The sequence below is a fragment of the Paenibacillus sp. NN59 genome, from assembly GCF_057597225.1.
The window spans coordinates 4,694,829-4,721,481 of sequence record NZ_CP199678.1 but is presented as its reverse complement, the minus strand read 5'-3'; the positions used below and the strand labels follow the sequence as shown (position 1 = coordinate 4,721,481).

The window sequence follows — 26,653 nt, the reverse complement described above, 5'->3', positions numbered from 1 at the left end:
ACAATAGATATATGAAGGACAGGAGAAGAGAAAACATCATGAGTAAGACAGAACAATCATTAGAACCTGTTGCGGGTGAACGGGAGGAATCCACGAGTACATCACAGACCACAACATCCGGTAAAAGAAAACCGTTTCCTTTGTCGCTGCTGTGCTTGACGATTGGGGCATTCGCCATTGGCATGACTGAATTTATCATTATGGGTTTGCTGCCTAATGTGGCAACGGATTTGAACGTTAGCATTCCACAGGCGGGACAACTAATTACGGGATATGCACTCGGCGTAGCCGTAGGCGCTCCCATTCTAACCGTTTTCACGCACAAGATTCCGCAGAAAAAACTATTGGTGCTGCTGATGTGCATTTTCATAATAGGTAACGCCTTGTCTGTCATTGCGCCTACGTATGGGCTGCTCATCTCGGCACGTATCCTGACGGCATTTGCTCACGGCACGTTCCTTGGCGTAGGTTCAATCATGGCTACCAAGCTTGTAACACCAGATCGGAGAGCTGGTGCGGTGTCGGTAGTGCTTGCGGGACTGACCATCGCCAATATTATCGGTGTTCCGTTTGGTACATTTATCGGTCAACAGCTTGGCTGGCGTTCCTCTTTTGGGGCGATTACCATTCTGGGCATTGTTTCACTGCTTGGTATTATTCGTTTTATCCCGGTTATTCCGCAAGGTACACCAGCTAACCTGGGACAGCAGTTCCGTAACCTGATCCGCCCACAGGTATTGCTTGTGCTTCTAATCGGAGCAATGGGCTGCGGAAGTCTGTTTGCAGTTTTCACTTACATTACGCCGATGCTGGTTGATATTAGTGGTTTTGCAGAGCAAAGTGTAACCTGGATTCTGGTGCTGTTTGGCTTCGGTGTTACGCTCGGGAATATGGTTGGTGGTCGTCTGGCGGACTGGAAGCTTATGCCTTCACTGATTGTGAACTTCGGTATTCTTGCTGTACTACTCGCTGCATTAACGCTGACACTACACAATCCGGTGTTGGCGGTAATCACGATCTTCTTCTGGGGTGTCGCAGCCTTTGGCATTATGCCGGGGCTTCAGCTTCGCATTATGAATATGACGCGTGAAGCTCCGCTGCTGGCGACGACATCCAGCCACTCTGCATTTAATCTGGGGAATGCGGCGGGGGCTTATCTCGGCGGATTCGCCATTACACATACAGGACTGATCTCAGTGCCGATCTACGCCGCAGTAATTGCAGCACTTGGCTTGCTTGGATTGTTACTCAGCTTGTTTAAGCAGGATAAGGAAACTTCACCGGAAGGTGCAGATGGCGTTCATCCCGTATCGTTGCATTAAATTACAAATTATAGACTAATGATAATGAAGAAAACCTCAGCCTCTTGTTATAAACAAGAAAACTGAGGTTTTTTCTGTTGTATTTTAATAGATTTCAAGCTCGTTAATTCGAACATAGGTTGACTGATGTGAAGGTCCCCTGTTAGCGACGACACGGACCTTGGAGGTGTTAACTGCTGCAAATGTATGTGATCGTGTCGTCTCCTGGTTGCCTGTGACTTGAACCAGGTTTACCCAGTTTGAACCATTCCAGTATTGCAGGTCGTAGTTGGCAAGGACATAACCCTTGGTTGTATATAGATCGATCCGCTGAATGGAACTGGATGCAGGCAGATCAAGAGTGACATATTGCGGTAATGAGGAATTACGATTATTTGCCCAGCTATAACTTTCCCCAAGTGCCGTGTTACGGTCGCCGTCATTGATTCGGGCTGTTGAGTACCCCGGATAGGTGGAGGATGCGGTTATGGTGGCATTTCTCGCCAGGTTCTGCCCGGTTCCCGGATTGATAGGATTTTTCACCAGTCTTACGAGATTCCAGCGTAGCTCAAAGAGTTTGAAGGATTTATTAAATACAGCGCCTTCCCCCTTCACGAGCGCATCAATGGTAAGGGACATGGTGCTTGGAACACTGTTGCTACTTGTCCACTTTCCTGTGGCCTCAATGCCTGCGAACACACTGACCTCTAATATTTTCTTGCCTGCAATTTTCAAACTCACTTCAGCTTTGGCTCCTGCCCAAGCCGTAACTTGTCCTTCAATTTTATGTGTGACGGTAAGATAACGGCTCACATTGCTGTAAGGCTTGATTTGTACAGGGATATAAGCCCGTGTTTTACCTTTTACGCCTAGAGTGACGGTATACCCCTGATCCACTTGGAATTCAAATGTGACATTGCCATCAATACCGATGACAAGGAATACCCCAACGGATACGGAGCCCAGGCTGCCTGCACCGATATTGAAGCCCATAATCGGCACTTTAACTTCTTTTTTGAATTTGGCGTCGCCTTTAATGTAGACGTTCGCTTTCTCACCTGCTGTGAATTTAAGATCGTATTTTCCCCAGAAACCGTATTTTCCCGTTACCTTGGGTGCGATCAATGTAAGTTTGCCGCCCGCTTCAACGTAAACTTTGTTGCCGTTTGCATTTTGTTGATTTACAAGTACTTTTTTGAAATCACAGACAAACTCATTTCCGGATTTTTTACAAGTGGCAAAATCACCTGCTCCAGCGGTGCGAATAAGCTCATTCATATCTATGGCATTTGCATCAGTGATGTCTGCGGAATTTGTTTGATTCAAATCAACGGAAGCATCTTCACTCTGATGGATCGTAGTTTCGTCACCCTGTTGAATCAAGGTTTCGTTACTTAGACCCATAGGATCTATAGTTGTGAAGGCTTGCTCGGCAGGTTTTTCTGGATTTGAGAGATTAGCATCTTGCTGGAGCGTGTTGTCGATGTTGAAATGTTTTATTTCTTGATCCGCATTGATCTGCTCATCGGATATAGACAAAGCGCCAAGCCGTTCATTGCTTTCCAGCACCATGTCCAGATCAGGCATGACGATATTTCGCTCTTCCAAAGAAACTTCTTGCTCAGGAATATCATAGTAATCAAACAGTTCATCTACACCAGGTGTGGTGTAATCCACCAGTAATCCATCTTTACTTTTGCTGGTGCTAGCCACTTTAATTGCCCTGGCGGAAGACTCATCCAGAAAAATCTGACCAGGGGAAAGCAGGTTTCCAATCTGAGCAGCTTCTCGGGAATTCAGTTCGATTGAACCTTTATCTTCCACCGTTTCGAAGACGGAATTAACGACGGGTAGTTTTTGCACGATGGAAGATGGCATAGGTTGTGTCGGTTTTAATTGATAATCCACCTGCTCAAACTGGCCGGAGGATGTAATCGGATTACTGACCCCCAGGCCGTCTTCCGAAATGGTAAACGTAATGCGGAAATAAGCTTCCGCAATCGGGGCATCCACATTTGTTTTCCCTGCCCAGATCCAACGTGCACTTGTCTCTTCCGGCATGCCTTGGATTTGTTTCCATGGATCACTGCCATAACGTCCAAAATCTGAAGCGCGCGCCCAGGATTTATCATCGAATCTTGGTTGTTCCCAACCCTCAACGTATCGTTCAGATACTTTCCAGTTGAAGTCAGTAACCAGATTTTCATCTTCATAACTGAGATCTGCCAGCAGTCCGGCATACGAACCCCAGTCCTTGGCTTGAACCGCAATAACATTGGTGCCAGGTTGAATGGGGACAGGGAACGTATAGGCTTTGGTCCAGTCATCCCCTTTACCTGCTTGTTTACCGTTAACAAAAAGCGAGAATTCATTGTCGGCTGTTATGTATAGTTTTCCCTCGTTGTTAGAAGCAGAGTAGGCATTGGTAGGCCAAAGACCGACAAGTAAAGGCAGCAATAACGTGAAAACCAAAAATGAGGCCCATGTCTTTTGAATAGATGAGCGAAGTTTGTTCACAATCATTTCCCTCCCAAGAAATAGTTGATTTGCAGAACAATCAATCATGCCGCCTGACTTGGTGAATTAAATGCCTGTAGACAAGAAAAAACGAGAAAATATTGTAATTTGGTATAGACACCTCCTTGTTTGAGATTATAATAAGGTAAAATATTTAATTTAACAACAGTATTTTACATTTTTTATAGTGGGATTTCATAGTAAAGTGAAATGTGAATTCTTTGTTTTTATATAAAAGTAGAATGATTGTAGATAAGAAGTGTCGAATATAGTTGCAAAAAATGGATAAATAAGTTTAAATATACTATATAAGTAATTTAGAGAGAGGATTCAAGTCAAATCTACAAATTTCAACGTATTCTATCCTCAGTGAGTGTGACGGAAGGGAGGTGGTGGATTTATTTGTAAGGGCTTTCATGACAGAAGTGTTGCTTGTGATTAACCCAATTGAGAGGAGAAAAGTGAATGAAGAAACGTGTTTCTATCCTTTTAAGTCTTTCTATGGTTGTTGCTATGCTTGCTCCAACGATGGCGTCTGCCACGGAATCTAGCGAAATTTCTGCTCAGAACACTGCATATGAATCCACCAATGCTTCCACCAATGAGGTTAACAATACTCTAAATTCTACGCCGGTTGTACCGGCACCAGCGGGGTATGATGGCTATCGGAATAACATTCCGCATGGGAATATGAACCTCATTACCTACTATTCTACGACAGTTGGCAATGCACGGAAAGCGATGGTGTACACGCCGCCTGGATATTCACCTAATAAAAAGTATAGCGTGCTGTACCTGCTGCATGGGATTGGCGGGGATGAGCACGAGTGGGCTAACGCGATGAAACCGAAGAACATTCTGGACAACCTGTATTCGGAAGGAAAACTGTCGCAGATGATCGTGGTTATGCCGAATGGCCGTGCGATGAAGGATGATCGCCCGGTAGGTGATATTTACGCACCGGATAAAGTTGCCGCCTTTGAACGGTTCGAGCAAGATCTGCTCAAGGATCTCATCCCGCATATTGAGAGAACTTATCCCGTGTATAAGGATAAAAACAATCGTGCACTTGCTGGCCTGTCCATGGGTGGCGGACAATCTCTCAACTTTGGATTGAAGAATCTGGATACGTTCGCTTATGTAGGTGCCTTCTCGGCAGCTCCGAATACGAAGCCTGTGAACCAGTTGATCACGAATCCTGGACAGGCGGCCAGCAAACTGAAATTGCTCTGGATTTCCTGTGGAGGAAGTGATGGCCTGTTGTGGGTGAGCCAGAACTTTAAAAATGGTCTCAGCAGTATGAACGTTCCACACATTTGGTATCAGGATGTGGGTGGACATGAGCCAAAAGTTTGGAATAGTGGCCTGTATCAGTTCTCGCAACGCATTTTTAAATAGTACACCAGCTTCCATCCAAAAGTAATCATCTGAACGTTCCATCCACACTATTCTCTAAGAAGAGGGTAGCGTTTAAGAGGGAGTATTGGGATGAGCATCAGCCTCAGGCTTGTATTATACAGCGCCTGAGGCTTTATGTATTTTTCTCGGTGAAGCAGATTCAAATCAGAAGGGTAAATAGTATAGTATAAGATGAGGCGTACATAGGTATTTTCGTGAAAGTGAGGGACTGGTTGACGATGTTTTATTATAAAGGGGCATTTCGGGAAACGGATAACGTTATCTATTTTAAAAGCGAAGTTCCGCTGGTACAGCATGATGTGATTTTGTTTGGGGAGAGAACATACTTTATTGAAAGTGTGGAGAAAGAGTTTTTGTTGCTGGAGAGAGTGGGTTCAATTGTTACGGTGAGTGTGTAACGTGTTTATTTTGATGCGGATTTATTGGTACGTGCACTTCTAGGCCTCTGCCCACATACAATAGATTGACCCTGTTCCCTTATGTGCTCAGGCCAGATCGTTGTAAAACTGCAGGAGGTGTCATCTGTGCCCGGATTGTTTACCGCAATAGCTCTGTTCATCAAAGAATTAACGTTACTCGTTTCATATGTCAAAAACAATGCGTTTCCTCAGCCGCTCGCTGAGGATGACGAAGCCAAGCACCTGCGCCTCATGGCTGAAGGCAATGCCCACTCGCGCAATCTGCTCATTGAACACAATCTGCGTCTTGTGGCGCATATCGTCAAGAAGTTTGACAATACCGGAGAAGATCAGGAAGACCTGATTTCCATTGGAACGATTGGATTGATCAAAGCGATCGAAAGCTTTCAGCAAGGCAAAGGCACAAAGCTGGCGACATTTGCAGCGAGATGTATTGAAAACGAAATCTTAATGCACTTAAGATCTCTGAAGAAAACACGTAAAGACGTATCCCTGCATGACCCCATTGGTACGGATAAAGAAGGAAATGAAATTACACTTATTGATATCCTCGGCACCGAAGCCGATGATGTGGTAGATCGTGTGCAGCTTAAAATTGAAAAAAGCAAAATTTATCGCAATCTCGACATTTTGGATGATCGGGAGAAAGAAGTGGTCATTGGCCGCTTTGGCCTGGAAGCTGGGGGAGAAGAGCGCACGCAGCGCGAGATTGCCAAGGAGCTTGGCATTTCACGCAGTTATGTTTCGCGGATCGAGAAGCGGGCGTTGATGAAACTGTATCATGAATTTTATAAGCAAAAATAATGAAAAAAAACAAACTGAAATAGAGATAAAAAAACAGACTCCTAAGGGATCAAGAAAAGCTTACTTTTGATCTCTTTGGAGTCTTATGTCATTTAGTATTCATTAGTGATGTTGTTTCGAAGTATGGCAGCTCCAGCAGTTGGAACCCACTGGACGTCTATTCCGAGTTCTTCTGCTACAAACCGAAGAGAAACGTATGTCCTACTATTCTTCATATAGGGTGCTGCATCAAGTTCTTTATTTTGTAATGTATTGCTTGTCTCACTTGTTAGGACTTTCTTCGAATTAAGGAAAAGTTGTATAGAACGGTTTCCCTTTTCTAAATGTATAGATTTACCGTCCGAAGAGATGGTTGTATTAAAGCGCAGAGCCTCGGCTATTTGACGGAGAGGAACCATAATTCGTCCTGATTTTATCTCAGGGGAAGTATCAAACTTGATCTGCTTATTCTCTAAAACAATGTTAATTCCAGAGGTTTTATTCATATTTGTGGGTAGTGTATAGGGTGAAATCTTTTTAATGATATTATTGCCTGTATCTGCAACGTAGATGATTCCCTCAGATGTAATGGCTACATCTTGTGGGGAATTAAAGAGTGCTACTCGCTCGGGACCATCTTGGTCACCCGATTCACCTGTCTGACTGCCCGATACTGTAGTCACATTTCCATTTTTGATATACCTTATTACATTATTTAGAGAATCAGCAACAAGAAGGCCTCCTGTTTTGTCTAAGACAATTCCTCTGGGCGTGTGAAAGGCGGCCATTTGTGATGACCCATCCGTGTAACCTCCAGAAGCATATAATTCATGTTTATCATAGATTGAATTATCTTTTACATGTAACTGACCAGCTACAGTTGTGACATTATTAGTCGAAAAATCAATATAACGAATGAGCTGGTTACCAGAGTCACTGACATATAAATTTCCCTTTTCATCTAAAGCAAGGCCGGTGGGTTCGTTAAATAAAGCTTGTTGGATCGAACCATTTTTGTAATCACCAGCCGGTGATACAAACCCAGGGTGAATCTCGACAACACGTTTTGATGCTGCGGTTAACGTAGTAGTGGTGCCGTCTGGCATAATTTTGCGGATAGTATGGTTCAAGGTATCAGAAACGTAGATTAATCCCTCTTTCGTAACAGCAATTCCCTGTGGATGATTAAATAGAGCCTCTTTTCCCTTTCCGTCTGTAGCACCAATTCGGCCATTTCCTGCAACTGTAGTCACTTCACCCGTGAAGGATATTTTCCGGATTGCATTGTTTGCGGTATCTGCAACATACAAGCTCTTGTCTGTGCTGTAAGCTAGAGCAGCAGGAGATTGGAACATGGCGTTTAATTTATTCCCGTTAAGAAGGGTTCCAATAGGCTGGCCTCCCGTATCAACGAGTAAAGAGGATGAAGGGCCTGCGTAAGTATTGGTATTACCATTGCTGAGTTTAAAGATTCTGTGGTTCCCCGTGTCTGAAACGAAAAGCTGATTCTTTTCCCCAATAGCTAATCCTGTCGGTTGTCTGAAGGAAGAATTTAAGGCTGGCCCTTCCTGTTCTCCATACATCCCGTTACCAGCAATTCTTGAGACGGTTGCAATCATATTCCCTTTATCATTATATAATGGGGCAGCATTGGCAGCTGAACCGATACTCGAGCTAAAGATAATGATTATAGCACTGAGCGAGAGAAATGTTTTGTGTAGTAAGGTCATAAGAACTCCTTGTGCTGTATTTTTATTTTGGGAATATCTGTATCTTACTTGGTGAAGTGAAATGCAGGTGGCAAATCAGCATTTGAATCATTTAATTCTAAGATAGTTCTGCCTGTATGGTCCACGATCTTCACATAGAATAGCTTAAATGTTCCATCCCCACTTATGGAGAAAGGAATAGTAGCTAAGATCCCGTCCGAAATCGCAATGTTTGATGTAGTGCCGAATTGGGTTGCAGCATATATCGTTTCTTTTTTTTGAGTTAGGCCGTTATCTGAATTTCCAACATAGGTTTTGGTAATGTCTACACTATTTGAAGGATTGAAGTAGGAATCATTCAAAAAACGGTTCGCTGGATTAGTTACATCTACACCAGTATCACTAATAAAGTGAAATTCCGTGCCAAAGATAGCACTGGACCCCGTGAAATCCTTTAAACGAATAGACAATTCGAATCCTTTTGCTGTTGGCGTCTGCACCAACGTGACTTTGGGTGTATTCGGTTTCCCAGCTGAATTGCCAGGAGAATCAGGAGCTGTTACAACCGGTGCAGGATCAGAATCGGAATGATTCAGTCCTAATTGTTGTTTGTTTTTTTCAAAGGTTTTAAGTTCCTCTGGCGATAATTGAGCTGTGTAAGTCTTTTCAGCACGACCTTGAATTTGATCTAATATCGATTTATTTACTGAATCAATCTTTTGTTTGTTATCTAAAATGGTTTCCAAAGAAGAATCTAACCTAGCCTTGGCTTCTTCTTTTAAGACCTGTTGCTGCTTTTGTATTTCTTTTTGTAATGATTCTAATCGTAATCTTTCTGTCTCCTTATTTTGAAAACCTTCTGGATTGATACCTCCCATCGCATGAAGAGGTTTGACGTTCTGTAAGCTTATTTTTCTTTCGATATCTATAATCTGTTGGTTGACCGTATTAAGAATTACGTTCATTTCATTATTATTTATCTTGTTAAGTCGAACAGATTCAGAAGCGATATTCGATATTAGTCTATTGATGTTATCTAAGTAGTTAGAGAGAGCTTTTTTGTTATTGATTGTCATGTCAGCTTGAATTCCATCTCGTTGAATCAAGGGAGAGATATTTTTATTCATATCATCGTTAAGCTGCTTCTCAAGCTTTGTATTCTCTGTGATGATAGCAGGAGTACTGAATAGCATCGCTTTTAGAATGAAAGGGTCCGCTTGTTGTGTTAGCTTTGCGACATCAGCTACAGTTATAGCATCCTGCATATTTTTCGGTGGAGCAACAGAATTAAAGCTGATCTGCTGCGCGGGTGCGACCAGAAAGGATGCCTTGGAAGCATGGATATCACTTGTAGATCCAGCAACAAGGCCAGAGGCAACGAATACCGTTAATGTACCATCTGATTGGACCATAACGTGAAAATTGGTTCCTCGTACACGTAATTTGGAACCAGGGGTTTCAATGTAATCCGTATCGGAATCGGCCAAGTGGGATACGGAACTCCAGATTGAACCTGTCCATAATTTAATGGAAAACTCATTTCCTAAAGTGTTGTGTTTTAATTTAGAGATGACAGCGTTAGAGTTTTTCCCTAAAGATCTTTCTGACTCTGGATTGCTTACCTTAAACGTTACTGCGCCAGTATTTCCAGTAATTATTCGATCACCTTGATAGAGTTTCATATTTGAAAAAGCAGGTATTTGTTTTAGTCCTCCAGCTCGCGTTATCGTTACTTCTCCTTGAACCGTTGTGATAAGCGCACTCTCGATTACTCGCGTTGCTGCCGAAACATTCAAAGAGCTTAAGATAAACGTTAATAAGGCGAGGAAGAGCGTTAAAGTTCCAATCCGTTTTAACAAAGTAACATCACTCTTTCTTTAATTTGATCATCCTTACGATTTGTTTGATACAAGTTGAACCTGTTCATTGATGAATGTTAATTTTCTTTCTACAACCTCTAAATTCGGGAATTTCTCTTTTAAGGCTTGTAATATAGTCACTGCTTCGCCAAAATGACCATTCAAAACAAGGATATCGGAGCGTAGTAACTCGGATCTCCACAAATAAATGTCTTGATCAGGAGCAATGGTTCCGCGATAAGAGTGAAAGCCAGTGGTAGCCTTATTCACATGTGAGTAGGCTCCTTCTAGCAATTTTTGAGCTTTGGAGACCGTTATATTTGCTAATAAGAAATGTGCATCAGGATAATCTGGGTGTATGGAAAGGGCTTGAGAATAACATTTTTCAGCAGCTTCAAGGTTGTCTTGAGTAGTATAGATTTTACCCATTAACACATGAATTTCTGCGATTCTTCCAAAATGTGAATTCATTTGCCCTAGTTCAATGGCCTTTGTGAAATAAAATAATGAAGCTTGTTTATCATTCGTGTTCATTGTTTCACGTCCAAGGAAGTACCACCAACCTGGGTTGCTCGGCTCTTCCTTTGTCATTTTTCTTAATAGCTCGATATTACGTGCTATCTTGTTTTTTTTAGATTTAATCTCGGGTTCATAGCCGTCATGATGTAGGCGAATCCCGACAGGTTTATGAATAATGTTGGAAGTGAAAATCCCTTCCTTTTCTGTAGCGATCTGCTCATGAATTCTGCCACTAAAATGAATACCTTTATTGGTTTGAAAAAGGCGTGGAACGGAATATTCTGATAAACATTTATTTCCTACATAATTCATAATGGCAGGCTGGAGGGCTGGAACATAGGTTTTCATAGAGCTATAAATTCCTGCTGCCAGTCGAATGAGTTCTTGATCTTCCTCATGTAGCCACTCGTCTGCATCCAGCCAGAACACCCATTCTGAACGAACATGGCTTAATGCTTCATTACGTAATTCCGCAAAGTTGTCGTTCCATTGCACATGATACACTTGGACTTGCGGATATTTTTGCAGAATCGATAAGGTTTGATCGGTTGACCCCGAATCGATAACAATGACCTCATCAACCGCGTTCAGAATGCTTTGAATACACCGTTCTATGCTTCGTTCTTCATCCTTGACAATAAGAGCAGCTGAAACAGTGACTTTTGGTGTACTTAGAAGTAATTGTATTTCCTTACTCACTATTTCATTGCAGGGTACTTTTTGTAACTCTTCGCGCATGAAGGGCATCCACTGCCCTTTAGGATCAAGAAACAAGGCCCGATTGAACAGGAGTTGGGCCGTTCTTCCCTTACCTTGTTTCATCAGTGATTCTCCAAGTAAAAGCCAGCCCTGACCATCTAATGGGAATTCCTGAACGTGTTTTTTAGCCGCTAGTTCAGCTGAATGATGTAATTGTTTTAATATTAAGTCTGATATGTGATTGTGTCTGGGATCCATAACAATTCCTTCCGTCTAAAGTTTTTCTATTTTAATTGCTTTTCGGTTCAATGTGCACAGTGTTGTTAATCTTAAAATGATTGCTGTCAGTAGCTCTAATATTTAGTTTCACTGAGGAATTAATGATGCCTGATACAGAAAGCATGTTGCCATCTACCCAGGCGCTAATTGAACTACTACTGCTAATTCCATCAATAACAAACGTTAACGGATCGTTGTCCCGATCCCGGAAAAAGGCGTTGAGATCGACCTGCGTCTGTGAACCGGTCGCGTCCACCATGGCATGCGAGACAGGTTCAGGGGCAAACTGGAGTCTGCTGGTCAGATCCACATACAATCCCCCCGGATCGGTCGCCCGCACGGTGAAGGAGGTCGGCAGGGTCGGCACACCGCCAAAAGCAAGTTGCTGCCCCCAGTTTAGACTGAGACTGAGCCCACTCAGATCATCCGGCTGTTGGACAATCGCGTAGGAAAGCGAGTCTTGGTTAGGATCTTGGAAAAAGTCTGCAATATTCCAAACATTCGGATAGAATCTATTTTTATTCGGGTCAAACGTCAGGACAGGGGAACTGACGGTGAGAGGCGCAACATTTTCCCCTTGAATTTCCACTACATTATAAGCCGACCAACCTTGCGGATCGGTGGCAGTGACTCCCATGCGAACCGGTGCAAGGATGGTGCCGCTATACGTTAGCAGGCCGTCCTTGATGGAAACATTCGCAGCATAGCTGGTGCCAGACAGTTCAAACGTTAACGGATCGTTATCCCGATCCCGGAAAAAGGCGTTGAGATCGACCTGCGTCTGTGAACCGGTCGCCTCCACCATGGCATGCGAGACAGGTTCAGGGGCAAACTGGAGTCTGCTGGTCAGATCTACATACAATCCCCCCGGATCGGTCGCCCGCACGGTGAAGGAGGTCGGCAGGGTCGGCACACCGCCAAAAGCAAGTTGCTGCCCCCAGTTTAAGCTGAGACTGAGCCCGCTCAGATCATCCGGCTGTTGGACAATCGCGTAGGAAAGCGAATCCTGGTTAGGATCTTGGAAAAAGTCTGCAATATTCCAAACATTCGGATAGAATCTATTTTTATTCGGGTCAAACGTCAGGACAGGGGAACTGACGGTGAGAGGCGCAACATTTTCCCCTTGAATTTCCACTACATTATAAGCCGACCATCCCTGCGGATCGGTGGCAGTGACTCCCATGCGAACCGGTGCAAGGATGGTGCCGCTATAAGTCAACAGGCCCCCCTCAATCCGCACATTCGCCGCATGACTGGTTCCGTTTAATTCAAACGTTAACGGATCGTTATCCCGATCCCGGAAGAAGGCATTTAAGTCCACTTGTGTCCGTGTCCCAGTCGCATCCACTATCGCATGGGAGACGGGTTCAGGCGCAAACTGGAGTGTACTGGTCAAATCGGCATACAATCCCCGAGGGTCGGTCGCCCGCACGGTGAAGGAAGTTGGCAGGGTTGGCACACCGCCAAAACCCAGCTGCTGTCCCCATTTCAAGCTAAGGCTCAATCCGCTCAAATCATCCGGCTGTTGGACAATGGCGTAGGAAAGCGAATCCTGATTCGGATCTTGGAAAAAGTCCGATACATTCCAGAACCCGGGGTAGAATCTATTTATTTTCGGGTCAAACGTTAACATAGGGGAACTGACGGTGAGAGGCGCCAGATTGTCCCCTTGAATTTCCACTACGTTATAAGCCGACCAACCTTGCGGATCGGTGGCAGTGACTCCCATGCGGACGGGTGCAAGGATGGTGCCGCTATAAGTCAACAGGCCCCCCTCAATCCGCACATTCGCCGCATGACTGGTCCCGTTTAATTCAAACGTTAACGGATCGTTGTCCCGATCCCGGAAGAAGGCATTTAAGTCCACTTGTGTCCGTGTCCCAGTCGCATCCACTATCGCATGGGAGACGGGTTCAGGTGCAAACTGGAGTGTACTGGTCAAATCGGCATACAATCCCCGAGGGTCGGTCGCCCGCACGGTGAAGGAAGTTGGCAGGGTCGGCACGCCGCCGAAAGCCAACTGTTGTCCACCGTTTAAGCTGAGACTGAGCCCGCTCAAATCATCCGGCTGTTGGACAATGGCATAGGAAAGCGAATCCTGATTCGGATCGCGGAAAAAGTCCGATACATTCCAGAACCCGGGGTAGAATCTATTTATTTTCGGATCAAAGGTCAGCACAGGTGAACTGACGGTGAGAGGCGCCAGATTGTCCCCTTGAATTTCCACTACATTATAAGCCGACCATCCCTGCGGATCGGTGGCAGTGACTCCCATGCGAACGGGTGCAAGGATGGTGCCGCTATAAGTCAACAGGCCCCCCTCAATCCGCACATTCGCCGCATGACTGGTTCCGTTTAATTCAAACGTTAACGGATCGTTATCCCGATCCCGGAAAAAGGCGTTGAGATCCACTTGAGTCCGTGAGCCGGTCGCGTCCACTATCGCATGGGAGACGGGTTCAGGTGCAAACTGGAGTGTACTGGTCAAATCGGCATACAATCCCCGAGGGTCGGTCGCCCGCACGGTGAAGGAAGTTGGCAGGGTCGGCACCCCGCCGAAAGCCAACTGTTGTCCCCCGTTTAAGCTGAGACTGAGCCCGCTCAAATCATCCGGCTGTTGGACAATTGCGTAGGAAAGCGAATCCTGATTCGGATCGCGGAAAAAGTCCGATACATTCCAGAAACCTGGGTAGAACAAATTCGAATTCGGATCAAAGGTCAGGACAGGTGAGCTGACAATCAGAGGCGCAAGGTTTGAATCGGGGGTGCTCGGATTGGAGAAAGCACGGGAGTTGATCCCCATTAACATATTTTTAACATCACTTGCGACAGCAGAAGATGGGGAGATGTTTAGGAAATTTACAATATCCCCTATATCCAAAACCCCATCATTTCCAGTATTTAAGTTATTGACTATAAAGGATTGAACGAAGGTATTATCTATATTAGAAACGATTAAATTAAAGAAGGGGCTTCCTTTTTTTAAAGGTTCTAAACTTAAAGAGTTCCCGGATTCAGTTGAAACTTTAATTATGTTATCACTATTGTTATGAGAAACTATGTAGTTGTTTCTATGGTCCATCTTAAGTTCTACTTTATTGTTAGCGATCGAATGTAAATTCTCCTTGGGTTCCGGATGAGGAGAAGCTCTCATAATTTGAACAAATGGAGATACTTGAGAAGTTAATATCATTGCTAAAGATAGGGCAGCTGTTGTTTTTTTTCTTATATTTCTCTTATTATGTCGTTTTTTCATTATAGACCTCCAAAATCAAAAAATTCATCTTGTATATATCGACATTAGTTGCTATTTTGATTAGAATTTTTGGCTTGTAAATAAAAAGGTTTAATAGAAACTATTAATAACTTTGTATGTTTTTTAAATTATTTATGACTAATTGCCATAAATATATTTAAAGAAGTATAGGTATCGCCTGCAGAATAATATATATTAGATGGTATATTATTTTTTCATCACAGAGAGCATGCGCAGAAAGAGAGTGGTGGTGTACCATGCAGGAAGAAACGTTGACAAGAGGACTCAAGAACAGGCATGTGCAGTTGATGGCGATTGGAGGGGCGATCGGAACAGGATTATTTCTTGGAGCGGGCAAAACGATTCAACTCACCGGCCCATCGATCCTATTCGCATATATCATTACAGGTATCGTATTATTCCTTATTATGAGAGCGCTTGGAGAGTTATTGCTGAGCAATCTGCAGTATCACTCCTTTGTGGATTTCGTGCGTGATTACCTGGGAAATATGGCGGCGTTTATTACGGGCTGGACCTATTGGTTCTGCTGGATATCTATCGCGATGGCAGATATTACTGCTGTTGGTCTGTACACACAATTTTGGTTTCCGAACGTACCTCAATGGATGCCGGGACTGATTGCCTTGGTCATTTTGCTGGGCATGAATCTGGCTACGGTCAAGCTGTTTGGAGAGATGGAGTTTTGGTTTGCCTTGATTAAAGTTATCGCTATTCTGGCACTGATCGTGGTCGGTTTGTATATGATCTTTACAGGTTTTACAACAGATCAGGGTGCTGCAAGCTTCACGAACCTCTGGAGCCACGGGGGCTGGTTTCCGAATGGGATGCATGGTTTCATCATATCATTTCAGATGGTCGTGTTTGCGTTTGTAGGCATGGAACTGGTGGGGCTGACCGCAGGGGAAACGGAAAATCCGGAGAAAGTCATTCCGAGAGCTATTAACCAGATTCCCATTCGAGTGTTGCTTTTCTACGTGGGAGCCTTGCTGATTATTATGAGTATCTATCCGTGGAGTGCGATTGTGCCAACCGAAAGTCCGTTTGTACAGGTATTTGCGGCGGTAGGGATTGCGGCGGCAGCCGGAGTGGTTAATTTTGTCGTGCTGACGTCTGCCGCATCGGCATGTAATAGCGCTATTTTCAGTACAAGCCGTATGGTATATTCTATGGCCAAAGACCAAAATGCCCCTGATTCATTTGCACGTGTAAACAAAAGAAAGGTTCCAGCCAATGCGCTTTTTTTCTCCACCATTGTGATCTTTATTGCGATTGTGCTGAACTACATCATGCCCGAAGGGGTTTTCACACTGATTACCAGTGTGTCAACGGTGTGTTTTATATTTGTCTGGGGAATCATGGTGATTTGCCATCTGCGATATAAGCGTACTGAACCCGAACTGGCACGTCAAAGTCGGTTCAGACTGCCGCTATATCCATTTTCCAATGTGTTAATTCTGGCGTTCTTGGCTTTTGTGATCGTTGTGTTGGCGCTCGCAGAGGATACAAGGGTGGCGTTGTTTGTAACACCCGTATGGTTCCTGATCGTTTCAGTTATTTATATGATCAAGAAAAGAGCGAAACAGTAAGGGGAAATGTTCATTCTAATTGAAGCAGAACACCCGTTGGGGAGTAAGGAACTAAGGAACTAAGTAAATAAGTATTAAGAATTAAGGGAATAAGGAAAGAAAATAGAGAAAAGAGAGAATAGAGAAGAGCAATCTCCAAGGAGGTTGCTCTTTTCTTTCAGCCCGTTTTTTTACCCGAATAATTGGAATCAAGCCACTCCAGAATCACATCTACAGCTTCCTTATATCGCTGACCCACAAGTAGACCTGTATGTGTTGTACCCCAAAGCCCAACATAACTGGCTCCTAGTTGCTTCGCGGTTAATCGGCCTCTTTGTTCCTCGTCCTCAGACAACACAGCTTTGATCACCAGACCGGGACAAGTAATCAGGCTTCCATCAATGGATATCCCTTTTGCCCCGCAGAGTGCGGAGAAGGTTCGAAATGCTTTTGCCGATTCCATTTGCAGATAGTGTCGTTGAAAAGCGATATCCTCTGCGGTTTCATCGATCGTTTCGTTCTCCTCGCGCAGAGGTGCTGGCATAATTATTCCTGGTTCTATTCGATCCGCCAGGGGGTAAGGGAGAGCATCATGGACTTCTCTGCTGATACTGGTGTCAATGATTATTAAACCTGCCAAGTCAGCGGTTTCCGCAACCTTTTGGCTAAGTATGCCGCCCATGCTGAAGCCCACCAATATAGGAGGTTCATCAAGCAGAGATAATACCTCACGAATGTCTTCCAAATAATCCTCCACCGTAATTCGAGTCATGTCCATCACCCGGCTTCTATAATGGCTTCTGAGATTCATTGCATAACAAGTCCATCCATGCTCTACAAAGTGGGGGATATACTTACTCCACATCCAGCTACCTGTGTATGCCCCGTGAACCAATAACAGCGGAGGATGCGTGCTTATCGATGTTGTGCCTGATCCTTGATTTCGATTTCCCCTGTAAACTTCAACGTGAAGTTCATGTTTACCCATTCGCTCTACCTCATGTACAGGTAAAAATTGTGTGTAATCAATCATAATAAATCCTCCCTGATAATTAGTTTTATATCAAACTATTAATTCAAAAAAAATTAAAAGTTATCGTGTATTTTGATCAGAATGCGAAGCAGTTCATTTTTCTCATCATCTGTAACGTCCGTATAGAAGGTGTCCAGCAATCGCTGTGAAATATTCTCAAAGATCGGTTGTAATGCTTCGCCCTTGGCAGTTAACGCCACATGAACAATACGGGAATCGCCTGTATCTCGTTCTTTGGCAACGTATCCGGTTCTCACCAATTTGTCCACAAGTGCGGTTACTGTCGATTTATCTTTGCGAATATTCTTGGCAATCTCCGCCATGGTCATGCGCCGATGGTTGTAAAGTGCGTAGATGATATCTCCATGTGAAGTAGCCAGATCGTGAATGCCCTGTGCTGTCATCTCGCTCAAAATAAAACGACTTGTTTTCTCTTTAATTTTGGATATAAGTGAAACAGCATCTCTTGTTTTCATACTTGTAATATAATTGGATATCAAACTAATGTCAAGTGACTCATATAAGTGGAAAAAACTCTTGTTTGAGTCATAGAAAAACGGGTTACCAGGGTGGGCGATGAAAAGCGCTAATGTTTATAGTAAAAAGTGTATCTATTGGAGTTTGGGACTAACAGGGTGAGTGTGATCTCCGCTCTTGACCTCTTCGAAAATGTCCGTTGAATTCGTACTCGTCTCTGTGGGCCTTTGTTTACTGAACTTGTGTTGTAGATCCGTATCAGGTTTAGTTGTAATGGTGTAATTACGCAAAATCTCTTCCAGATCGCCAACGGTCACTGGGCGAGCGTGTCGCTTCAGGACATACCCGAGTTGCCCGTTGGGTTCGACCGTTGCTGTCTGCAAATCATCTATACTTTTTATTCCTGCCTGTCTTAAATGCATCTCTAGCTGATCCATCGTATAACGCATTCGTTTCAGATTCGGAATGATGACTTTACCATCTTCCACAACAACCTTGGAGCGTCCGCTCATGATACGTTCAAAAAAATTATATTTCATCTGTAGCTGCTCTACGATGAGCAAGGTTGCAATAAACACGGCTGCTGAGCCAATGGCTTTCCCTAATTCGTGGTTGGCAATCGGCTGCACAATCGTGGTTCCAATGGAGATCATAATAACGGTTGTTGCAACACTCATCTGTGAGATCGATTTGCGACCTGCGATTCGCAGCAGGATCATGCCAATGAGAACAAGTAAGACGGATTTCCAGATCCAATCCATGCACAGCATCCTTTCTCTTCCGGTGTGTGTACTCTGCTTATTAGAATGTTCTGGAATGAGAGGGAGTATACTTAATTCATCCGTTCTGGTTATACCTCTGTTCTGGCGCTGAGGCGAATAACGAACTTTCATTTTAATCACCTCTTCGTTTACAATAGGGTATTGATGCAGTAAACAAAGGAGCGGTTACGCATGGCAAAACAGAAATATTACGTGGTATGGGAAGGGAAGCAGCCCGGTGTATATGATACTTGGGCGGCATGCAAAGCACAGACAGATCAATATGCCGGAGCCAAATATAAATCATATGAATCCAAGGCAGCTGCCGAAGCAGCGTATCGTGCTGGCTGGAAAGGGAACTGGGGTTCAAGTGCAGGTGGCGCTTCCAAGTCGAAGTCAGGCAGCAGCGGCAGAAGTGCCGGGATGGAGACATCCGAGGAAGTGGACTATGATAGCATCTCTGTTGACGTAGGCACACGAGGCAACCCAGGGCCAGTAGAATATAAAGGTGTGGATACCCGCACAGGTGAGGTGCTATTTTCCGTCGGCCCGATCTCGAAAGGCACCAACAATTTGGGAGAATTTCTGGCGATTGTGCATGCGCTGGCTTATCTCAAAAAAGAAGGTAGTAATAAAACGGTCTACACCGATTCGGTGAACGCGATGAAATGGCTGAAACAAAAAAAAGTTGCGACAACACTCCCACGTGACAACTCAACGGAAGAAATCTGGTTGATGATTGACCGGGCAGAGCAGTGGCTTCGCACGAATACGTACACGAATAAAGTGCTCAAATGGCAGACGAAACAGTGGGGCGAGATCAAGGCGGATTATGGCCGAAAGTGACACTTCTACTCGAGTTAAAAAAAGATAAGCATGTCTATTAGAAACGATATTTACAATTTCCAATTTCCATTCTATAATCATCAGCATATGATAAGTCGCACATATGGAGGAGCCTGTCATTTTAACAGGCCCTCTTTATCTTTTTGGGCCGGGATTCCGGCTATTGATCACTGGAACAGGTGAGATGAGTACACATTGCAGGAGGCAGACATGAGTTCCATTTATAGAAGTGAAGAAGGCAAGAGCAGTATTCTGGAAGAATACGAAATTTATTTGAGTGAGCTGGGCGAAGGATTTACAAGAGAGTATGTGGAGACACGTTTTGGGAAAACACATGTGTTGCTGACTGGGCCGGAAGATGGCAAGCCGTTATTTATTCTTCAGGGTGGCAATTGTGTGAATCCAATGACTCTGTCCTGGTTCTCTTCCTTATTTCAATCCTATCGGATTATTGCGCCGGATACGATCGGCCATCCCGGGTACAGCGAGGAAACGAGCATTTCGGCTCGTTTTGACAGCTTGGCGATGTGGGTATCCGATCTGCTGGATCATTACAACATTGAACAAAGTGCGTTCATTGGTCCTTCATTTGGCGGCGGCATCATTCTGAGATTGGCTACTTATATTCCGGAGCGTATTGCATGCTCGGTGCTGGTAGCTCCCGCGGGTCTTGCGGTCAACTCCAGAATGAAAACCGCTCATGATATTACACTTCCACTCGTTAAGTATCGTATGACTTCTTCGCCAGCTTCTTTGCAAAAGATTACGGATAACCTGTCATGCCATTGTATGAAGGAAGCAGATAAAAACTTGATCGGCAAAATATTCAAATATGTCAGTCTGGAGCAGGATTTACCCAAACTCGCAGAGAGAGAAGAACTTGAAAATTATACCTCGCCTACACTACTTCTGGTGGGTGAGAAGGATGTCTTTTTCCCAGGAGATAAGTGCATTGACCGTGCTCAGAAAATTATTCCGAATGTACAGGCGATTAAATATGATACAGGCCACTTCCCTTCTCAGGATGTACTAAGAGAGATGAATGAGGAGATTCAGCAATTTTTAAATAAGCATTATTAAAGGCGATTAACATAGGAACATGGGGCAGTTCGCATTTTTACGAACAGATTAACGAAACTGCCCCTTTTGTCGATACTATGTATAGAAGAGTGCTTGCATCTTCGATATAGAAAACGGAAGCTTGAACGAAAATGCACTTTCCGCGAGAAAAATGTTTCAAACGGTGGTGTATGGTTTATAAAGATGGTTAGCGATGATTCGACTGTCTGATTGGATTTATTTCCGATGCGTTCCAGGCTCGAATTCGTCGTTATGTGGCAAGTCTTCCGATCGACAAGCTTGAAAAGAGGTTTGGGATGAGAAAAAATAACTGGAATATGGCTTTGCAACGCAATGTCATTTTGAATGATACATATCAGGTAAGACAGGTATTGACTAGTAGTGAATTAGCGATTGTGTATGTTGGGCGGAATCGGCATACAGGTGCCAAAGTCGCTATAAAGGAATTTTTCCCCCATCGGATTGCTGCACGTCAGTCAGACAAGCGCAGTGTATTTTGTGCATCCCGAGGATACGGCGGACAATTCCATGAACTGTTATCTGTATTTCTTCAGGAGGGTGAGTTGTTGTCATCTCTTAATCATCCTCACATCATTACATATGTGGATCATTTTGAGGCCAATGATACGGGATATCTGGTCACAGAATATTGCGCGGGCATGATCTTGACCGATTATTTACAGGAGCGTAACCATGCGCTGCAACCCGAGTTTATTACCGATACGCTACTGCCGCTCGTGGATACGCTGGATTACATTCATAAACAAGGCATTCTCCACCGGGATGTCAAACCTTCCAATGTCATGGTGATGGAGGATGGCACGCCCAAATTGCTGGACTTTGGTGCGGCTGTGCGCTGGCCGATGCAGACCGGAGCAAAACAGGCAATTTTTACCTCTAAAGGGTATTCGCCGCTTGAATTTTATTCCGAGAAAGCGGTTCAGGGACCCATGTCAGATATCTATAGTTTGTCTGCCTTGCTTCATTACTGGACTTGTGGTCAGCCGCCTATGGATGTGAAGCAACGTTTGTTCCAAGATGAATTGCCTTCCGTCCGCAAGCACAATGAATATGTCAATCCGTGGCTTGCCCGGGTCATTCATTGGGGACTTATGGTGCGTTCGGAGAAGCGTTGTACCTCTCTGTTTTGGGTGAGAAGATCACTTCGCATTCAGGCCTTGGTGTGGAAGGTTCGCAAACCAGGTATGGTGGAGTGGATGCATGAGGAAAACGAGCATACTCAAGTCTATGAGCCAGAGCCGAAGAACCAACATGAGACGGCATGACCGTAGTGAGTCTCAATGAAAGTGGAGTAAGACTGTGTTGCGTATAGCTGTGGTGTTTAAAGGAGACCAAATCGACTCTATCTGCAGAGAAGATTTGGTTTTTTTACTATTTTGGGTTTTACTATAATAAAGGTAGAGTTAATCTAGTATAAGCACGTTGGAGGAAAGAAGGTTGTGAACGAATGGAGTTTGAATTTCATGTTACCCTGAGTGACCTGAGCCCGCAAGAAAAGCAAACTTTTATCCGTATCTGTGAAGAAGAGAACGTAAAACCGGTCCTGATCGAACTCGATCAGGGAGAGCACATCCATCAACCCATGATTACGGGCATTGTCCATAGCGAGGATTTTCAGGATGTACAGCGTATCATTGAAGAGATTTCAATAACATTTAGGAATAACGGGTTCACTGTGGTACGTACAAAAGTAGAGATACCGGCTAAGGAGGAACGGTTTTTCAAGCAACCGATGGTGCCTCATTCCAGACCTTATTTTGAGTGGCATGGTAAGGTTCAAGTCGAAGATGTGAATAGGCTGAAGCGTATATGTGCGGGTACAGGTGGCCATATCTCCCGTAATTCGCTCCATAAGAATGGCAGTATAAGGTTTGTAACTGTGCGTGAGTATGAGCATGCAGATCACTTTTATCGTAGCGTCGAGGAAATTCATAACATTTTGCAAAGCAATCAAATTGAACTAATCAAGCAACAATATGAGCTGTGTATATATGATAGTCGGGAAGAGTTGGATCGGGGCTGGATCTGATTGAACCAGCTTGATGTGTTTAAGATAAGATTGGAGGAACAGTTGTGACGAGAAACGGGAATGAAATACCCATACATCGCTTCAATGAAGACGAGAGATTAATTATTGTTTTGGAAGCGCTATTGAAACGGGCTACGCTAGTCCATTCATCCTTTATTTTGAAAGGTAGCCTGTTAACGAGACAGTACTTGGAGAATCCAAGTCTGCGCTATGCTGAGGATATCGACTTTTTGTATAAAGGTACGATTGAACATGCGGATCAGGCCAAGCAGATTTTTACGGATTGGATGATTCAGGTGACCAAACTTGATCTGAATGATGGAGTCCATTTTCGCAGCTTTCGGGAGAATGCATTCTGGCGTGAAATTGATTACGCAATGGATGATGACTTTCCAACGGTGAATACCGATATCGCCTATGCGATCCAGAGTGAGTCCAGTGAAGGGAATCGGTACGAAGATGAGCTTTTTCTTGATATTTCATTTAATCTGAAGCTGGATGCAGAGCCTGTGGAGTTAAACTACCGACCGTTAAGAGGTGAGCCTTTTGTAGTTCCCTACACGGTTCCGTTGTCCACTCAAGTCGCTTGGAAGTTGCATCAGACGATTGTGAGACCGAGGTTCAAGGATCTATATGATCTGCAGTATCTTGTATCTCACCCGTCCTATGACAAGCAGGCTGCAGAAGATACGCTGCAGACACTCGTCAATGAATGTAGCATGACGGCTAGTATTACGAGTGAAGATATGAAGAAAATATTAGTCGAAGATTTGCATCCACTGTATCAAGGTTTGGAAAACGATTATCTATTGAAGCAGCTTGCAGGGGATCGGGTACCTGAAATTTATTTCATGGAAGTTGCTACTCGCTTGCGAAAAGCGCTGAATCGTGCGGGTATCCATCAAGAGGCTTTCAAACATCTGCCGTCCCCGATATGGAATAAAGGATAGAACGGAGAGTATGGATATGAATGATTTTATGAACAAGGATGATAAGAATGATGTTATTTTGGGCGCAGCAGCCCATGAACTGGAGCAGATGGTAGAACAGGTCTGCGAACTGATTGGCACACCACTCGCAGAAACGACAGAACTGCAACGTCAAGTGCTCGCCGCTTTTGGTTTTGGTGCGGTGTACAGCATTACTCATCGTGATCGGCTGGCCGAACCCCAGGCTCATGCGCTGAGCATTCGGATGTTGATCAAACCGTTTAATTACAGTGAACAACAGGCAGTTGATTTTGCTGACGATCTGATTCGTGTTGCATCCAAGGAAGAGGTTCATCCAGTGATGAATACGATTATTCATCGCGGTATTAATGGACATATCCAGTTTACGCAGGAGGATCACGAAGCTCTTGCTCGTAACATTCAGGAGATTATGGCGGCAGTTCAGCAACAAGGATAGATGTGGGAAGGTGAGAGACATGGACTACATGAAACTGAGCAAAGAGCTTTCCTATGCATTGAGACATGCGCCATGGGAATACGAGCTTGAGCTGGATGAAAAGGGATGGGTAGAGATTTCACAACTGCTCGTCGCTTTGCACGAAAGCCCAGGGTGGCGTAATGTAACAGAAGATGACCTGAAACATATAATTGCAGTTTCGGAGAAAAAAAGGCACGAGATCAATGCTGGACGAATTCGTGCACTTTATGGTCATTCTACTCCGCAAAAAATATCCAAAATAGCTACACAGCCTCCCGAATGGTTGTATCACGGTACACCCGTACGTGCTGTGTCTTCCATCATGGAGCACGGTTTGCAGCCACGGCAACGGCAGTATGTGCATCTATCGGCTGATATGGATACGGCACGTCAAGTTGGACAAAGGCGAGATGATCAGCCTGTTATTCTACGCGTTAAGGCAGGGCAGGCCGCACGTGAGGGTATTCTTTTTTACCATGGCAACGAGAGTATTTGGCTGGCTGATGTAATTCCATCGCGTTATATTGAGCAAGGTTAATCGATTAGTTAGGTTAAAGAATGTGTAAGTTTTGTTCGAAGAGCTCCATAATAATGTATACGAAAAGGGCTGTTCCCCGTCATCATGTGACGTATGGAACAACCCTTTTTCTATATCCTGTATGTTACCGTGAAGGGGACATGACGAATTTAATTACCCAAAATAGCTTTAAAACCTTCGCTTAACGGTTGAGCTGGACGCCCAAGCAATGTTTCCAATGCATCGCTCTCTACAGCCAGTGCGCCTTGGCGAATCGCGCTTTGCATTTCAACCAGCATGGATACAACAAAATCAGGCAAACCTGCACCTTTCATGATGTCCGCATAAGCCGCATCGTCGACATTTTGTACGTTGATTTCCTGCCCCAACACTTCACCAGCAATGGCAGCAAGCTCAGCTTGTGTGCGCAGTTTACCAGACAATTCATAGACCTTGTTCTCATGTCCTTCGCCTGCAAGTACAGCAGCAGCAGCTTCAGCATAATCACGTCGAGTAGCCCAGCCGACCTGACTGTCATTCGTGGCATGTACCCAAGGAGCACCATGTGTTACGGCTTGTACACTGCCAGCTTCATTTTCAAGGTACCAATTGTTACGCAGGAACGTATAAGGGATGCCAGACTCACGAATCGTTTGTTCTGTCTTGCGGTGTACCTCAGCAAGAGAGAGCGGGTTATGCTCGGCGTTGACCACACTTGTATAAGCGATATAACCGACGCCTGCTTTTTTGGCAGCTTGAACAGCAGTCTGGTGCTGACGGATACGTGTCTCGTTATCACCGTCTGTGGAGATCAGTAGCAGGCGGTCTACACCGGCAAAAGTTTTCTCCAATGTTTCCGGTTGATCAAAATCCCCATGACGAACGTCTACACCCTGCGAGCGCAATGCTTCTGCTTTTTCTGGTGAACGAACACTAACAGCCAAGTCTGTTGCAGCTTTTGTCTTCAACAACGCGTCAACAACCAGTGAACCAAGTTTACCCGTAGCGCCTGTGACTAACAATTTCATTGTGTTTCCTCCTAAAATGTGGTTTGCAACATTTGCATCGTTAGCAGCTTCATTGTCATTGTTGAACAATCGTGTATGTACAGCGTACCTATGGAGTATTAAGGCAATACCACCTCCAAGGAGTGGCTGTGGATGTGTGAAACGAAAGTGTTTATCTATGTAACTATAATAGTTACATAATAAAGTGTTGTCAAATTTAATATCTATAAATACGACTAAAGTAGTCTGAATATATGGGTAAAGGAATCAACCATTGGTTATTAAATTTTTTCGACTATGGAATAAATGAGAGGTGGTTCTTTTGGAGTGTTAAAAAAGAAACATATATTGGTTGAATATATGTAAAAATGGTATATAAGACCCAAAAATTTCAAGTTATATAGAACTAAGTACGATAGATTCATTGCGTATAAGAGAAGGAAAATGGTAAAACCTTCGACAAAATAGAAAATTATGTACGAATTGACAAATGTAAAAGCGATTATATAATGTGGGTATCTACAAATTAATCCATTTAGTTACAAATGATTCCAAAATAACAAATTGGCAGGAGTGAAACAGCGATGTGGTTTTTGGTTTTATGGTTATTTGGGCTTATTTCAGGAACGATTCATCTTTGGATGCTCGGTTTCCCTGGCGAAATGAGCGAGATTAGCAGAGTGTTATTGCTTCATCAGTTTGTGGTTACATTTGGACTTGTAGGTGTTATTGGTTACGTGGTTAACATTGCTAGAGCAGAACAGACAGCCAAAATGCTAGGTTGGCCAGGAGGACCGTTTCAGGTCAAATATGGATTCTCGCAAGTCGGACTTGGCGTTATGGGTATTATGGCGATCTGGTTTCAAGGGAACTTCTGGGTGGGTGTATTGGTTACGATGTACATATATGGTTTGAGTGGTCTGTGGTCACATACTTATGTCATGATCAAGAATCGTAAGGCAGATGGGGACAGTATCGGCAATTTGATAATGGATGTTGTCTATCAAACGTTTATCACCGTTCTTTCCATATGGGCTGGCGGCATCTGGGTAATGAGCTAGACAGAGACTGGATTTATGACAACACAGCTTGAATCTCAATTAATGAA

At 44.1% G+C, this 26,653-nt stretch carries 22 protein-coding genes; 13 read left to right on the top strand and 9 right to left on the bottom strand.

From position 1 onward, the window contains the following. Positions 1-38 precede the first annotated feature (38 nt). The gene (locus ACT89M_RS20645; RefSeq protein ID WP_261769229.1) at positions 39-1,322 is read left to right on the top strand and encodes an MFS transporter; all 1,284 of its coding nucleotides are present in this window, start codon (positions 39-41) and stop codon (positions 1,320-1,322) included. Positions 1,323-1,406: 84 nt separating this feature from the next. Here ACT89M_RS20645 and ACT89M_RS20640 read toward each other — a convergent pair whose 3' ends face one another. Then, entirely contained in the window at positions 1,407-3,818 is a 2,412-nt protein-coding gene (locus ACT89M_RS20640; protein WP_308722847.1) for a galactose-binding domain-containing protein, read from the bottom strand. A 690-nt stretch (positions 3,819-4,508) separates the two neighbouring features. Here ACT89M_RS20640 and ACT89M_RS20635 point away from each other — a divergent pair. From ACT89M_RS20635 to sigK, 3 genes are all read left to right on the top strand, one after another. Next, complete coding sequence (locus tag ACT89M_RS20635) at positions 4,509-5,216, top strand: alpha/beta hydrolase (protein ID WP_373323258.1); 708 nt, start codon at positions 4,509-4,511, stop codon at positions 5,214-5,216. Positions 5,217-5,455: 239 nt separating this feature from the next. Continuing rightward, positions 5,456-5,635 (top strand): hypothetical protein, encoded by a 180-nt coding sequence (locus ACT89M_RS20630; RefSeq protein ID WP_090915654.1) that lies wholly within the window; start codon positions 5,456-5,458, stop codon positions 5,633-5,635. 126 nt (positions 5,636-5,761) lie between these two features. Continuing rightward, complete coding sequence (gene sigK / locus ACT89M_RS20625; protein WP_090915017.1) at positions 5,762-6,460, top strand: RNA polymerase sporulation sigma factor SigK; 699 nt, start codon at positions 5,762-5,764, stop codon at positions 6,458-6,460. 92 nt (positions 6,461-6,552) lie between these two features. On the opposite strand, the gene ACT89M_RS20620 is transcribed toward sigK, so the two are convergent. The 4 genes from ACT89M_RS20620 to ACT89M_RS20605 are packed head-to-tail and all read right to left on the bottom strand — an operon-like array spanning position 6,553 to position 14,307. Next, a complete protein-coding gene (locus ACT89M_RS20620) occupies positions 6,553-8,169 on the bottom strand; it encodes a stalk domain-containing protein (protein ID WP_308722846.1) in 1,617 nt (538 codons plus the stop codon). Between the two features lie 44 nt (positions 8,170-8,213). Next, positions 8,214-10,007: a FecR family protein gene (locus ACT89M_RS20615; protein ID WP_308722845.1), complete on the bottom strand. Its 1,794-nt coding sequence runs from the start codon at positions 10,005-10,007 to the stop codon at positions 8,214-8,216. Positions 10,008-10,040: 33 nt separating this feature from the next. After that, entirely contained in the window at positions 10,041-11,483 is a 1,443-nt protein-coding gene (locus tag ACT89M_RS20610; RefSeq protein WP_308722844.1) for a glycosyltransferase, read from the bottom strand. 31 nt (positions 11,484-11,514) lie between these two features. Next, complete coding sequence (locus tag ACT89M_RS20605) at positions 11,515-14,307, bottom strand: hypothetical protein (protein WP_308722843.1); 2,793 nt, start codon at positions 14,305-14,307, stop codon at positions 11,515-11,517. 710 nt (positions 14,308-15,017) lie between these two features. On the opposite strand from ACT89M_RS20605, the gene ACT89M_RS20600 reads away from it, so the two are divergent. Then, the gene (locus ACT89M_RS20600; RefSeq protein ID WP_308722842.1) at positions 15,018-16,367 is read left to right on the top strand and encodes an amino acid permease; all 1,350 of its coding nucleotides are present in this window, start codon (positions 15,018-15,020) and stop codon (positions 16,365-16,367) included. Between the two features lie 157 nt (positions 16,368-16,524). On the opposite strand, the gene ACT89M_RS20595 is transcribed toward ACT89M_RS20600, so the two are convergent. The 3 genes from ACT89M_RS20595 to ACT89M_RS20585 all read right to left on the bottom strand — a co-directional run bounded on the left by ACT89M_RS20595 (position 16,525) and on the right by ACT89M_RS20585 (position 18,617). Next, positions 16,525-17,379 (bottom strand): alpha/beta hydrolase family protein, encoded by an 855-nt coding sequence (locus ACT89M_RS20595; protein WP_253492379.1) that lies wholly within the window; start codon positions 17,377-17,379, stop codon positions 16,525-16,527. A gap of 53 nt (positions 17,380-17,432) precedes the next feature. After that, positions 17,433-17,855: a MarR family winged helix-turn-helix transcriptional regulator gene (locus ACT89M_RS20590; RefSeq protein ID WP_154887927.1), complete on the bottom strand. Its 423-nt coding sequence runs from the start codon at positions 17,853-17,855 to the stop codon at positions 17,433-17,435. A gap of 135 nt (positions 17,856-17,990) precedes the next feature. Next, positions 17,991-18,617, bottom strand: a complete 627-nt coding sequence (locus ACT89M_RS20585; protein WP_308722841.1) for a DUF421 domain-containing protein — start codon at positions 18,615-18,617, stop codon at positions 17,991-17,993. Between the two features lie 192 nt (positions 18,618-18,809). Between ACT89M_RS20585 and rnhA the strand changes: the two genes are divergently transcribed. From rnhA to ACT89M_RS20550, 7 genes are all read left to right on the top strand, one after another. Further along, positions 18,810-19,463, top strand: coding sequence for a ribonuclease H (rnhA, locus tag ACT89M_RS20580; protein WP_090915011.1), 654 nt, complete (start codon positions 18,810-18,812; stop codon positions 19,461-19,463). A gap of 210 nt (positions 19,464-19,673) precedes the next feature. Further along, positions 19,674-20,543 carry an alpha/beta fold hydrolase gene (locus tag ACT89M_RS20575; protein ID WP_090915009.1) on the top strand — a complete coding sequence of 290 codons (870 nt, stop codon included), beginning with the start codon at positions 19,674-19,676 and terminating at the stop codon, positions 20,541-20,543. 296 nt (positions 20,544-20,839) lie between these two features. Beyond that, positions 20,840-21,829, top strand: a complete 990-nt coding sequence (locus tag ACT89M_RS20570) for a serine/threonine protein kinase (protein ID WP_154887929.1) — start codon at positions 20,840-20,842, stop codon at positions 21,827-21,829. 182 nt (positions 21,830-22,011) lie between these two features. After that, a complete protein-coding gene (locus ACT89M_RS20565) occupies positions 22,012-22,593 on the top strand; it encodes a hypothetical protein (protein ID WP_154887931.1) in 582 nt (193 codons plus the stop codon). A 44-nt stretch (positions 22,594-22,637) separates the two neighbouring features. Continuing rightward, a complete protein-coding gene (locus tag ACT89M_RS20560; protein WP_261769231.1) occupies positions 22,638-23,543 on the top strand; it encodes a nucleotidyl transferase AbiEii/AbiGii toxin family protein in 906 nt (301 codons plus the stop codon). A gap of 16 nt (positions 23,544-23,559) precedes the next feature. Beyond that, complete coding sequence (imm48, locus tag ACT89M_RS20555; protein WP_154887933.1) at positions 23,560-24,000, top strand: Imm48 family immunity protein; 441 nt, start codon at positions 23,560-23,562, stop codon at positions 23,998-24,000. 19 nt (positions 24,001-24,019) lie between these two features. Further along, positions 24,020-24,559 (top strand): RNA 2'-phosphotransferase, encoded by a 540-nt coding sequence (locus ACT89M_RS20550; protein WP_154887935.1) that lies wholly within the window; start codon positions 24,020-24,022, stop codon positions 24,557-24,559. Positions 24,560-24,708: 149 nt separating this feature from the next. Here the strand turns inward: ACT89M_RS20550 and ACT89M_RS20545 are convergent, their stop codons facing one another. Next, on the bottom strand, positions 24,709-25,566 hold the full coding sequence (locus tag ACT89M_RS20545; RefSeq protein ID WP_154887937.1) for an SDR family oxidoreductase: 858 nt from the start codon (positions 25,564-25,566) through the stop codon (positions 24,709-24,711). Positions 25,567-26,129: 563 nt separating this feature from the next. On the opposite strand from ACT89M_RS20545, the gene ACT89M_RS20540 reads away from it, so the two are divergent. Then, complete coding sequence (locus ACT89M_RS20540; RefSeq protein ID WP_167375605.1) at positions 26,130-26,606, top strand: DUF6790 family protein; 477 nt, start codon at positions 26,130-26,132, stop codon at positions 26,604-26,606. Positions 26,607-26,653 lie beyond the last annotated feature (47 nt).